General features: G+C 63.8%; 10 protein-coding genes. All 10 read left to right on the top strand.

The window, feature by feature from the left end; translation table 11 throughout:
- The first annotated feature begins 76 nt into the window (after positions 1 to 76).
- The 10 genes from miaB (at position 77) to AC1DMY_RS01965 (ending at position 12139) form a co-directional block, all read left to right on the top strand.
- Complete coding sequence (gene miaB / locus AC1DMY_RS02010) at positions 77 to 1429, top strand: tRNA (N6-isopentenyl adenosine(37)-C2)-methylthiotransferase MiaB (protein WP_477163362.1); 1353 nt, start codon at positions 77 to 79, stop codon at positions 1427 to 1429.
- Positions 1426 to 1920, top strand: coding sequence for a GNAT family N-acetyltransferase (locus tag AC1DMY_RS02005; protein WP_121878238.1), 495 nt, complete (start codon positions 1426 to 1428; stop codon positions 1918 to 1920). The genes miaB and AC1DMY_RS02005 overlap by 4 nt, the downstream gene beginning before the upstream one ends.
- Before the next feature lie 9 nt (positions 1921 to 1929).
- Positions 1930 to 2913: a PhoH family protein gene (locus AC1DMY_RS02000; protein ID WP_477163361.1), complete on the top strand. Its 984-nt coding sequence runs from the start codon at positions 1930 to 1932 to the stop codon at positions 2911 to 2913.
- Positions 2910 to 3380, top strand: a complete 471-nt coding sequence (gene ybeY / locus AC1DMY_RS01995) for an rRNA maturation RNase YbeY (RefSeq protein ID WP_477163360.1) — start codon at positions 2910 to 2912, stop codon at positions 3378 to 3380. Before AC1DMY_RS02000 ends, ybeY begins: the two co-directional genes overlap by 4 nt.
- Positions 3381 to 3817: 437 nt before the next feature.
- Entirely contained in the window at positions 3818 to 5089 is a 1272-nt protein-coding gene (locus AC1DMY_RS01990; protein WP_477163359.1) for an HlyD family secretion protein, read from the top strand.
- Positions 5090 to 5109: 20 nt separating this feature from the next.
- Positions 5110 to 6372 carry a hypothetical protein gene (locus tag AC1DMY_RS01985; protein ID WP_477163358.1) on the top strand — a complete coding sequence of 421 codons (1263 nt, stop codon included), beginning with the start codon at positions 5110 to 5112 and terminating at the stop codon, positions 6370 to 6372.
- A complete protein-coding gene (locus tag AC1DMY_RS01980) occupies positions 6369 to 8339 on the top strand; it encodes a glycosyltransferase (RefSeq protein ID WP_477163357.1) in 1971 nt (656 codons plus the stop codon). The genes AC1DMY_RS01985 and AC1DMY_RS01980 overlap by 4 nt, the downstream gene beginning before the upstream one ends.
- A gap of 14 nt (positions 8340 to 8353) precedes the next feature.
- Positions 8354 to 9877 (top strand): efflux transporter outer membrane subunit, encoded by a 1524-nt coding sequence (locus AC1DMY_RS01975; protein ID WP_477163356.1) that lies wholly within the window; start codon positions 8354 to 8356, stop codon positions 9875 to 9877.
- Between the two features lie 142 nt (positions 9878 to 10019).
- Positions 10020 to 10868: an HlyC/CorC family transporter gene (locus AC1DMY_RS01970; RefSeq protein ID WP_477163355.1), complete on the top strand. Its 849-nt coding sequence runs from the start codon at positions 10020 to 10022 to the stop codon at positions 10866 to 10868.
- A gap of 71 nt (positions 10869 to 10939) precedes the next feature.
- Entirely contained in the window at positions 10940 to 12139 is a 1200-nt protein-coding gene (locus AC1DMY_RS01965) for a lipoprotein N-acyltransferase Lnb domain-containing protein (protein WP_477164173.1), read from the top strand.
- Positions 12140 to 12149 lie beyond the last annotated feature (10 nt).

Below are 12149 nucleotides of genomic sequence, written 5' to 3'. Positions count from 1 at the left end.
GGCAGGGCCATTTGGCGCGTAAACTACGCGGTTCGGCAACCCTCGCGCCGCCCTTTGGACCACGGTACCCAAGCCCATGACCGGCAAGCTTTTTATCAAGACCCACGGCTGCCAGATGAATGAGTACGACTCGGCCAAGATGGCCGACGTACTCAAGGCCTCGCACGGGCTGGAGCTGACCCAGGATGAAGCCGAGGCGGACGTCATCCTGATCAACACCTGTTCGATCCGCGAAAAAGCCCAGGAAAAGGTCTTCAGCCAGCTGGGGCGCTGGAAGGAACACAAGCAAGGCGGCAAGCCCGTGCTGATCGGCGTGGGCGGCTGCGTGGCTTCGCAGGAAGGCCAGGACATCATCAAGCGAGCGCCCTACGTGGATCTGGTGTTCGGCCCGCAGACCCTGCACCGCCTGCCGGAGTTGATCGAGGCGCAGCGCGCCAGCGGCAAGCCGCAGGTGGACATCAGCTTCCCGGAGATCGAAAAGTTCGATCGCCTGCCCGAGCCGCGCGCCGAAGGCCCGACCGCCTTCGTATCGATCATGGAAGGTTGCTCCAAGTACTGCTCGTACTGCGTGGTTCCTTACACCCGTGGCGAGGAAATCAGCCGTCCGTTCGACGACGTGCTGGTGGAAGTGGCCCAGCTCGCCGGGCAAGGCGTGCGCGAAGTGAACCTGCTCGGCCAGAACGTCAACGCCTACCGCGGCCCCACGCATGACGGCGGCATCGCGGACCTCGCCGTGCTCATCCACGCCATCGCGCAGATCGAAGGCATCGGCCGCATCCGCTTCACCACCTCGCATCCGCTGGAGTTCTCCGACTCGCTGATCGAGGCGTATGCCAACGTGCCGCAGCTGTGCAACTTCCTGCACCTGCCCGTGCAAGCCGGATCGGATCGCATCCTCACGGCGATGAAGCGCGGCTACACGGCGCTGGAATTCAAGCAGAAGATCCGCAAGCTGCGCGCAGTGCGTCCGGACATCTGCATCTCCTCGGACTTCATCGTGGGCTTCCCCGGCGAAACCAGCGACGACTTCGAAAAGACCATGAAGCTGATCGAAGACATCGGCTTCGACCAGAGCTTCTCCTTCATCTTCTCCTCGCGTCCTGGCACACCCGCCGCGAATCTTGCCGACGACACCTCGGCGGAAGAGAAGCATGCGCGCCTCACCCGCCTGCAGGCCAAGCTCAACGACAACGCGCGCCAGATCAACGAGGCGATGGTCGGCACGGTGCAACGTGTGCTGGTGGAAAAGATCAGCCGCAAGAGCGCGAACGAAGTCACCGGTCGCACCGAGAACATGCGCTTCGTGAACTTCCCCGGCAGCACCCGCATGATCGGTCAGTTCGTGGACGTGGTGATCACCGAGGCGATGAGCAACTCGCTGCGCGGCCGCGTGAAGCTGGCCGAAGAAGACGTCGCGCTGGCCTCGTGACGGCGCCTATTTCGATCCGGGAAATCGGCGCCGACGAGTTCACCCTGGTCTGGCCGCTGTTCCGCAGCGTGGTGGCCGCTGGCGACACCTATAGTTACCCGCCTGATCTGAGCTTCGAACAGGCGCGCGACTGGTGGACCTCGCCGCCCACGCGCTGCTTCATCGCCGAACGCGAAAAACTCGTGCTGGGTTGCTACATGCTCCGCGCCAACCAGCCGGGCCTGGGCGACCACGTGGCCAACGCCGGCTACATGGTTTCACCCGCCGTGCGCGGCCAGGGCATCGCCTCGGTGATGTGCGAACATTCCATGGCGCTGGCCCGCGACGCGGGCTTCACCGCGATGCAGTTCAACTTTGTCGTCTCGACCAATACCTCCGCGGTGCGCCTATGGCAGCGCCACGGTTTCCGCATCGTTGGGCAGGTGCCGGGCGCATTCCGCCACGCCGCACACGGCCCGACCGATGTCTACGTGATGCACCGACCACTCTGACGCATACCGATGACCAACGGCCTCCATCAACGCGACTTTTCCCTCGAGCCGGAAGACAACGCACGGCTCTCCAATCTTTGCGGTCCCTTCGATGAACATCTACGCCAGATCGAATTGCGCCTGGGCGTGGAGATCAATCATCGCGGCGCGCTGTTCCAGGTGATTGGCGAGGAAGCCGCCTCGCGAGCGGCGGAAAAAGTGCTGCGCGCGCTTTACCTCACCACCGAAAACGAGTCGCTAAACGGTGCGAAGATCAATCTGCAGCTGGCCGACTCGGGCATTGAAGCCATCGTCAACGATACCGACGGTACGCAGGAAGTCACCATCCGCGTGAAGCGCGGCGTGATCAAAGGCCGCGGTCCCAATCAGGCGCGCTATCTGCATGCGATCACCTCCCACGACATCAGCTTCGGCGTGGGCCCGGCCGGTACTGGCAAGACTTATCTCGCCGTCGCCAGCGCGGTCGAAGCGCTCGAAGCCAATCGCGTGCAACGCCTGCTGCTGGTGCGCCCGGCGGTCGAAGCCGGTGAAAAGCTCGGCTTCCTGCCCGGTGATCTGTCGCAGAAAGTCGATCCGTATCTGCGACCGCTGTACGACGCGCTGTACGAAATGCTGGGCTTCGAAAAAGTCGCCAAGCTGATCGAGCGCAATGTGATCGAGATCGCGCCGCTGGCCTATATGCGCGGCCGCACGCTCAACGATTCGTATGTGATTCTCGATGAAGCGCAGAACACCACCGTCGAGCAGATGAAGATGTTCCTGACGCGCATCGGCTTCGGTTCGGTGGCGGTGATCACGGGCGACGTGAGCCAGGTGGACTTGCCCCGCCACGTGCGCTCGGGCCTGCGCCATGCCGTGGAAGTGCTGCGCGGTGTGGACGGCATCAGCTTTACTTTCTTCACCTCGCGCGACGTGGTGCGCCATCCGCTGGTGGCCAAGATCGTGCGTGCGTACGAGGCGTTCGAACAGACGTCCGAGGAGCCGCCGCGATGAGCACCGCCGTCACGGTTTCGGTGGGCTACGGTGCCTCGCGCAAGGGCGTGCCGGCCGCTGCAAGCTTCCGCCAGTGGGCCGAAGCCGCGCTGCGCGGCGCCAAGCGGCGCAAGGCCGCCGAGCTGTCGATCCGCATCGTGGACAGCAAGGAAGGACGGACGCTCAACCGCGATTATCGCGGCAAGGATTACGCGACCAACGTCCTGTCCTTTCCAGTCGAACTTCCCCCCGGCGTCAACCTTCCGCTGATTGGCGACCTCGTGATCTGCGCACCGGTGGTAGCGCGCGAAGCGTTGGAGCAAGGCAAACCATCACTCCACCACTGGGCGCACATGACCGTGCATGGCGTGCTCCATCTCATCGGGTACGACCATATCGATGACCAGGAAGCCGAACAGATGGAAGCGCTCGAAACGCGCATCCTGGCTGGGCTCGGCATCAATGATCCCTACGCCGTAGACGACTGACTGCGCCATCCGCTTCGCATGCTTTTGCGCTACAAACTCGCGCTCATCAAAACCAGCACGCGAAAAACAACGCGCAAGCTGTTGATCGTTGTCATCCCTCTATCCCATACGTTGCTGCAATGCGTCAGCTTGATGTCAATCGCGTGTCCTGCGCGAGTGATGCATATTCATTTTTTGAACTGATATCTAACTGTTCCTAAGCGTTTTGCCGGCCGAAGACAGGCGACGTTCATCGCCAAGGCACTATTCCTTTGCGGGTCCGGTAAGTGACGCATTGCATCAACGAGGAACGTCATTCGACGTCGCGGCACGTAAGCCACCCATCCTCCGGACTTCAATTCACTGGCCGCCATCTCCGCGAGATGTGCCTACTTCCGCCCCGCTTCGGCGCACGGGCGCAGGCGTCTGCGTGACGTCAATTGCCAAAGGCGAATGTTTTGAAGACCGAGCTTCTGCCCACCGAACGCTTTCCGCATACCGCTGCTGCGCCATCCAGGGAGCTGGCACCCACGCGCAAGTCGCCGCTCGCGATCGTGCCACGCCTGGCTGGCTATGGGCTGCTGGGATTCATCGCATGGCTGTTGATTTCCACGCTGCTCGAGCCTTGGCTTTCGAATCGCGCCACGCGTGCCGTGCTCAACGCTCCCGCCATGCTTATCACCACGCCCATCAGCGGCACCGTCAGTGAACTGCATGCGCAGATTGGACAGCCCATCGAACCCGGCCAAACGATTGCTGTCATCAAGAACAACACAGTGGCGCGCGATTCGCTGACCACCTTGCTGACGCAGCGGCTCGATCTGCAGAGCCGACTCGATGACCTCGATCATCGGATCCAGGCAGATCAACGGATGCTGGAGTACGTCAACCACCAGTACGACCAGTATCAGAACGCCAATGTGTCGCAGCTAAAGAACAACTATGCGTCGCTGCAGGCACAGCAGGACGCGGCTTCGGCCAAGCTGGAAGAGCTGGACAGCAAATACCAGCGTGCGATGACCTTGCAGCGCGACGGCGCGGTGAGCGCGGCCACCGTCTCGGCCGCGCGCGCCGAGGCCGACGCCGCCCGCAGCGAAGCGGATGCGCTGGACAAGAACGCCAGCGGTGTTGGCGATAGCCTCGCTGCCGCGCAACGCGGCGTCTATGTTGCCGCGGGCCAAAGCAGCAACGATCAACTGACCCAGCTTTCGCAGCGGCGCGCCGACCTGCAAAGCAGCATCACCGGCGAGCAGGCCCAGTTGGATGCGCTGAACAAACAGATGAGCGACCTCAACAACCTGGTGACCCACGAACAGGATCGTGTGCAAGCGCTCTCCGACTACGCAGTAAAGGCGTTCGGAAACGGCGCAGCGCAGGACATCGTGGCGCCCGTCGGCACCCAGGTCACGGCAGGAGCAACCCTGGTGCGCGCCTCCGATTGCAGCAAGACCGATGTGGTTGCCGTGTTCCCGGCCCGCATGGCTGGACGACTGAACGTGGGCACGAAGTTGCGCGTGCAAATCGAACCTTCAGGCCGATCGCACGATGCGCATATCTCGCAGATCCTGCCCACCGCGAACGAAGCGCTGCAGAACGGCTACAGCGCCCCCTTCCCCTATGCCGAAGATGGCTCGGTCTATGCGCTCGCGCAATGGGATACGCAAGACGGCGCCAATGCCGGCATGCCGGCGTGCACCCCGGGCCGCAGCGTCACGGCGAGCCTGCGCTGATCGCATCCTTGGAGGCAGGCATGTTGATACGACGACCTTACTTCTCCGGCATCGGACTGCTGCTGGCCGCGATGGCATCCAGTCCCGTGCTGTCCACTAGCGTGACCCAGCAGCAACTCGCCGACAGCACCTGCTCCGTGCTGCGTTCGGCGGCCGCAGCCGTTCCCGGACAGGGTCCGATGCTGTTGCCCAGCTACCCGAATCTTCAACCCGGATCGGTGAGGGCACTGGAGAATGTAGCCTTCGTCTACGACAACGCGCTGGCCGGCATCGCCCTTACCGCCTGTGGCGACGCGGCGCAGGCCAAACGCATCGCCGATGCGCTGCTGATCGCCGCGTCGCATGACCCCACTTTCAAAGATGGCCGACTCCGCAATGCCTATCGCGGCGGTGCGATCACAGGCGACAAAGTCGAGTTGCCCGGCTACTGGGAGAGCAAAGGCAACTATTGGAGTCAGGACCCTTACCAGGTGGGCACGGCTACCGGAAATGCAGCGTGGGCATCGCTGCTGCTGCTGACCGTCTACGACAACAGCCATGACCGACGATACCTGGATGCCGCCGTGGCCCAACTGCACTGGATACAGGCCCACACACTGGGTACGGCGCCTGCCGCCTACGAGGGTGGATTGTTCGGCTACGACAACGCCCAGCGTCCGCAACACTGGAAGGCTACGGAACACAATCTGGACGTCTATGCGGCTGCGGCATGGGCTGGACGCGAGACAGGCGATGCCACGTTGACGCAACAAGCCAAGGTCGCTGGCGACTTTGTGAAGTCGATGTGGGACCCGACCGAACACCGCTTTTTCGTAGGCACGCTCGACGACGGCAAGACGCTTTCCCGCGACAAATCCGGCCTCGATGCACAGGTGTGGCCGCTGCTCGCTTTCGATTCGCACCCGCCTGAGTGGAACCAGGTGTGGCCCTGGGTCGAGTCACAACATCGCAGCGGCGACGGCTACGGATATCGCCGCCGGCCCGATGGCGTGTGGACCGAGGGAACGGCGCAGGTTGCCACGGCGCTGCAGGCGAGCGGAAAGCCGGTGGCCGATTCGCTGTGGCAATTGCTTGCCGCACAGCGCAGCGCCAGCGGCATGCTCTACGCCACCCCGCAACCGCGTATCGCCACCGACTTTGCCATCGGCCCAACCTCTACCTACGCCGACTTTTTCTACTACCACCAGCCCCATCTGGGCGCGACGGCCTGGACAGTTCTGGCGGCCAAGGGTTGGAATCCCTTCATCGGTCGCTCGATTCGCCACGCGGAGCAGGCGCCATGAGCTTCCCGTTCGACGACATGTCCATGCTCGAGGTGATCGGTCTAACTTTGCTGCTGGGCGCGGGGATGGCGCGCTTTGCCAACCCGCATCGCCAGTTTGACCGTCTGCTGTTCGGCCTGCTGTCGGGCGGGCTGCTGCTGCGCTACGCGCTCTGGCGCACGGCCGACACACTGCCAGATCCCACCCACGGCGTTGCCAGCGTGTGGTCCTACGTGTTCTACGCCTTTGAAATGGTCTCCATCGTATACACGTTGGCGGCCATCGCCGTGATGGTGCGTCGACGCGACAACCGCCCCCAGGCCGATGCCGGTGAGATTCGCTTGCGCGCAGCCGGCGCCAACGTGCCCGCGGTGGATGTTTTCATCGCCACCTATAACGAGGACTGGCAGATCCTGGAAAAGACCATCGTCGCCGCCAAGGCGATCGATTATCCGCATGTCGCCGTATGGGTATTGGACGATACGCGCCGTGACTGGCTGCGCGACCGCTGCGCCGAGCTGGGCGTGAACTACACCCGCCGTCCCGACAACCGCCATGCGAAAGCGGGCAATCTCAACAACGGCCTGCGCCTCTCCGCCGGCCACACCAATGCACCCTACATCCTAGTGCTGGACGCCGATTTCGCGCCGCAGAAGAACATCCTCTATCGCGTGCTCGGCCTGTTCGCCGATCCCAAGGTGGCGCTGGTGCAGACGCCGCAGTTCTATTACAACGCCGATCCGATCCAGCACAATCTGGGCGCGACCGATAGCTGGGTGGATGAGCAGCGAGTGTTCTTCGATGTGTTCCAGCCTTCGCGCGACGCATGGGATTCGGCCTTCTGCGTGGGCACCTCGTTCGTGATTTCGCGCAAGGCGATCACCGACGCCGGCGGTTTTCCGACCGACAGCGTGTGCGAAGACATCCACACCACGTATCTGCTGCGAAAAGGCGGCCATATCACGCGATGGCTCAACGAGCGCCTTTCGGTGGGACTGTCGGCCGAGGGACTGGTGGAGTACATCAACCAGCGCGGCCGCTGGTGCCTGGGCACCATGCAGGTGGCCTTGCTCAAGGACGGCCCCCTGCGTGGCTCGGGCTACAAGCTGATCGATCGCCTGCACTACATCCACGGCATGCTGCACTGGATCGGCAAGCCCTTTCTGCTGATGATGCTGGTGGCGCCGGTGCTGTACTGGTACTTCGGCATCGCCGCGTTCTACACCACGCCGGAGCGATTCCTGTACTACGGCCTGCCGGCCTTGATCGGCTTCTGGTTCTACGGCCCCTGGATCACCGAACGCAGGACGCTGCCCATCTTCACCGAAGTGACGCAGCTGGTGGCGGCCTATGCCGTGACCAGGACCATCATCTCGGCCTGCATCCGCCCGTTTGGACGTCCGTTCAAAGTGACCGCCAAAGGGCTCGATCGCAGCAAGGTCGTGGTGCACTGGAGGCTTGCCGGTTTCTTCATCGCGCTGATGCTGTTCCTGCAGGCGGGTGCGGTGAACACCATCATGAAGGCCGACATGAGCGCGGGCACCGTGTTCAACCTTGGCTGGACGCTGATTGCGCTGGTGCTCAACCTGGCTGCCATCATGGCGTGCGTGGATCTTCCGCGACTGCGGCAGGAAGAGCGGTTTCCGTTCCGCCGCGCCACACGCTGGCGTGTAGGGGCGCGCGAGGAAAGCAGCCAATTCATCGACATTTCGCTCAGCGGCGCTGCCCTGCACCGCAGCTCCGACATGCCAGCAGCCGGCGAGCGTCTGCGCGTACTGGTTCCCGAGGTGGGCTGGGTGCCGGCGCGAGTGGCTCGCCACAGCAAGCGTCGCCTGTGCGTGCACTTTGAAACCAATGAAGCGTTGCGGCATCGACTGATCGAGCTGATCTTCAGCCAGACGCCGCACAACATTGCCATCAAGGCGCGGCCGCTGCGTGCCTTCCTGCGCCTGGCACGTCTCGCCGGCCTGCCCCTTCCGCCGCGCTGAATCCGGAGATAGCCATGAAGCCCATGATTGCCGCTGTGTCGCTTACGACGTGCCTGCTCGCCGCCTGCACGATGGAGCCCACCTATCAGCGCCCGACCATGCCAGTTCCCAACCGTTATCCCGAACAGGCAAGGTCCGCCCAGGCCGCGGCAACGCCCGCACCAGCACCAGCGCCGGCCATGCCCGAACTGGAATGGCGTGACTTCTTCAAGGACCCGGCGCTGCAACGCTTGATCGAGATTGCACTGGACAACAACCGCGACCTGCGCATCGCCGCCGCCAACATGGCCCAGGCACGCGCAGGCTATGGGGTGGCGCGTGCGAACTTGTTTCCCGAAATCGATCTGCAAGGCTACGCCGGACGCCAGCGCCTGCCCGGCATGACTCAACAACCGAGCAACGGACTGCTCGGCCCGATCCAGAACAATCGCACCACCGCCGCCTCGTTCAACACCTTCCAGGTCCAGGCGGGCATGACCAATTACGAGCTCGATTTCTTCGGTCGCCAGCGCGCCATTGCGCACGAATCGGGCAAGCTGGCGGAGGCCAGCGCCGCCGATTACCAGGCCGCCCGCATCGCCGTGATCGGTGAAGTGGCGAACGCCTATCTGGCGCTCAATGCCGATCGCGCCCTGCTGCAATTGGCTCAGCAGACGCTCGCCGCACAGCAGCAACACGCGCAGGTGATGCAGAACGCTTTCAGGGACGGTGGCGTATCGGAGTTCGACATGCGTCGATCCCAGACCCAAGTAAGCGCCGCCCAGGTCGACGTCGAAGATGTGCAGACCCGCATCGCCAAGGACATCAACGCCATGACGGTGCTGATCGGCCAACCGCTGCCGGCGGGCTACGGCACACCGAGCCAATGGCAGGCGCCTCTGTTGACCGACGTGCCGGCCGGATTGCCCTCGTCGTTATTGGATCGCCGTCCCGACGTCGTCGCTGCCGAGGACCGCCTGCGCGCGGCCAATGCCGACATCGGCCGCGCCCGTGCCGCCTTCTTCCCGAACATCGCGCTCACCGCCGCGCTCGGCGCCTTGAGCGGCGGCCTCTCCAACCTTTTCTCGGCCGGCTCGCTGGCATGGAACGCCGGTGCTTCGGCCGCCATGCCGCTGCTGGACTGGGGCAAGAACAAGAGCGAGCTGTCCGCCAGCAAGGCCCGCTACACCGGTGCCACGGCTGCCTACGAAGGCACCGTCCAGCAGGCCTTCCGCGAAGTGGCCGACGCGCTGGCCGTGCGCGACCACATCGTGCCCGAGCTCAAGGCTCAGCAGGAGCTGGTCGACCAGTCGCAACGCGTCTATGGCATCTCGCAGGTCCGCTTCAAGGAAGGCATGGACGACTACATCGCCACCCAGGACGCACAGCGTTCGCTGTATGCCGCCCAGCAAAAGCTGGTCGGCCTGCAACTCGACCAGGCGGTGAACCAGGTCAACCTCTACAAGGCCCTTGGCGGTGGCTGGAACGGCGGTCGTGGGCAGATGGCCGGGGTCGCCAGGGCGTCCTCGCCAACCGCGGCCACGGCCAGCGCGCAGTGAATTGGACGGCCCTTCAAGGCTCAGGCGGGGCCGCCCTCGCTGCTTCGGCGCCCCGCCCCTCCCCCGCCTTGTTCCTGAATCGTCACGAATTTTCCGCTAGACTGACCATTCCGCCCGGATTCGGGCTGCATCCGCACGAGTAATGAACGAGGACCCTGGCAGTACCAGCGGCCCGGCCAACCGTAGTTGGTGGGATCGACTGGGCCATCTGTTTTCCGGCGAGCCGCGCAACCGCAAGGAGCTCATCGACGAGCTGCGCACCGCCCAGGCCAACGGCCTGATGTCGATCGACACCCTGACCATGGTCGAGGGTGCGATCAAGGTCACCGAGCTCAGCGTGGATGACGTCATGATTCCGCGCACGCAGATCGTGATGCTCTCGGCCGAAGCGCCGCTGCGCGAGATCCTCGAGACCGTGGTCGAATCCGGCCACTCGCGCTTCCCCGTGCACGGCGAAGACAAGGACGACATCCTCGGCATCCTGCTCGCCAAGGACCTGCTGCGTTTCGTAGGCAATGGCGATCATTTCGACATCGCCAGCGTGCTGCGCCCGGCCGTGCTCATTCCCGAATCCATGCGCCTCAACGTGCTGCTGGCGGAGTTTCGCCACACACGCAACCACATGGCGCTGGTGGTGGACGAGTACGGCGGCGTCGCTGGGCTGATCACCATCGAAGATGTGCTTGAACAAATCGTCGGCGAGATCGACGACGAGCACGACGATGAGGAAGAACCCACGCTGATGCACGAGCAATCGGGCGGCGGCTGGGTGGTCAGCGCGCTCACCCCGATCGCCGACTTCAATGAACAAACTGGCGCGAACTTCTCCGACGAGGAGTTCGACACGGTGGGCGGCATGTGCACCTCCGAATTCGGCCACCTGCCGGAAGTGGGCGAGGAAATCGCCATTGGCGGCTACCTGTTCCACGTCACCGAAGCGGATGATCGCCGCGTGCAGGCGTTCCGCGTGATCCGCCAGCAGGAAGGCTGAACGTGCATTGTCGTGGTCGGACGCCGGCAGCGCCGCGCCTGAGTCGTTTCATCGCCAGCGTGGCCAGCCTTATGCTCTGCTGTCTGCTGCTGTGGCCATCGCACGCGCGTGCCGGCGTCGCCAATGCGCCGGGCAGCAACCTGGAAGTGTCGCTGATCACTTATGGTCCCGGCGACACCTACTGGGAACGCTTCGGACACGACGCCATTGAGCTGCGCGACAGCGTGAGCGGCGAAGCGGTGACCTTCAACTACGGCGTGTTCGACTTCGACGAAAGCGGCTTCCTGCTGCATTTCGCGCAAGGCCAGATGCATTATCTGATGGACGCGGCACCGTCCGACGTCGACCAGCACTACTACACCGAAGTCGGTCGCTCAGTCACGCGCCAGCGCCTCGCATTCACGCCGGCCCAGGCGGCCGACATGCGCGACTACCTGCTGTGGAACCTGCAGCCCGAGAACGCCCGCTACGACTACGACTACTACGTGCGCAACTGCGCCACCCGCGTACGCGACGCACTCGACAAGGCACTCGGTGGCATCCTGAAGCCGCAGCTCGAAGCAAGCCCGGGCGGCATGACGTATCGCCAGCAAACCGCACGCCTGATGAGTCAGCAAGCGTGGCTGATGCTGATCCTCGACCTTGGCCTCGGCCCCTACGCCGATCAGCCGCTCAATGCCTGGCAGGAAGCGTTCCTGCCGATGGAACTGCAGCAGGCCGTCAGCCATGTCACCGTGAAAAACGCCGACGGCCACGCACAGCCGCTGGTGATCGGCGAACAGGTGCTGTCGCCCAATCGTCTTGATGCGCCGCCTGCCACCGCGCCGGACCTTCGTCTGCCGCTGGCCCTGGCCGGACTGGTCTTTGCCGTCTTGCTGATCGCCGCCTACCGCTTTGCGCCCATCCTTGGTGCCCTGCTCGGCTCGCTGTATCTGCTGCTGGCCGGCTTCGTCGGCGTCGCGCTGCTGATCCTGTGGACGCTCACCACGCACCATTCTGCGTGGGCCAACGCCAATCTGCTGCTGTTCAATCCGCTGGCTTTCCTGCTGCTTCCGGCCTGGTGGCGTTCGCGCAAACACCTCGCTGCCTCGCGCTTCGCCACTGGCGTGCTCATGCTGCAGCTGCTCGCCATGCTGATCGCCTGCCTGCTGCATTTGCTGCCTAGCGTAGTGCAACAGAACCAGCCCTGGTTGCTGCTTGCGTTGCCGATCTGGCTGGTGATGGCATGGTGCATGCGTCGGCAGCGGGTGACCAACATCGCCACGGCGTGAACCACTGTCG

This window comes from Dyella sp. 01L423, assembly GCF_056399945.1.
The sequence above is the reverse complement of the archived record's forward strand: the minus strand, read 5'-3'. Positions and strand labels throughout refer to the sequence as shown.

Excerpts from the sequence above, each read along its gene's own strand:
- miaB (WP_477163362.1), top strand. The coding sequence starts at position 77 with ATGACCGGCAAGCTTTTTATCAAGACCCACGGCTGCCAGATGAATGAG.
- AC1DMY_RS02000 (WP_477163361.1), top strand. The coding sequence starts at position 1,930 with ATGACCAACGGCCTCCATCAACGCGACTTTTCCCTCGAGCCGGAAGAC.
- ybeY (WP_477163360.1), top strand. The coding sequence starts at position 2,910 with ATGAGCACCGCCGTCACGGTTTCGGTGGGCTACGGTGCCTCGCGCAAG.
- AC1DMY_RS01985 (WP_477163358.1), top strand. The coding sequence starts at position 5,110 with ATGTTGATACGACGACCTTACTTCTCCGGCATCGGACTGCTGCTGGCC.
- AC1DMY_RS01980 (WP_477163357.1), top strand. The coding sequence starts at position 6,369 with ATGAGCTTCCCGTTCGACGACATGTCCATGCTCGAGGTGATCGGTCTA.
- AC1DMY_RS01975 (WP_477163356.1), top strand. The coding sequence starts at position 8,354 with ATGAAGCCCATGATTGCCGCTGTGTCGCTTACGACGTGCCTGCTCGCC.
- AC1DMY_RS01970 (WP_477163355.1), top strand. The coding sequence starts at position 10,020 with ATGAACGAGGACCCTGGCAGTACCAGCGGCCCGGCCAACCGTAGTTGG.
- AC1DMY_RS01965 (WP_477164173.1), top strand. The coding sequence starts at position 10,940 with ATGCTCTGCTGTCTGCTGCTGTGGCCATCGCACGCGCGTGCCGGCGTC.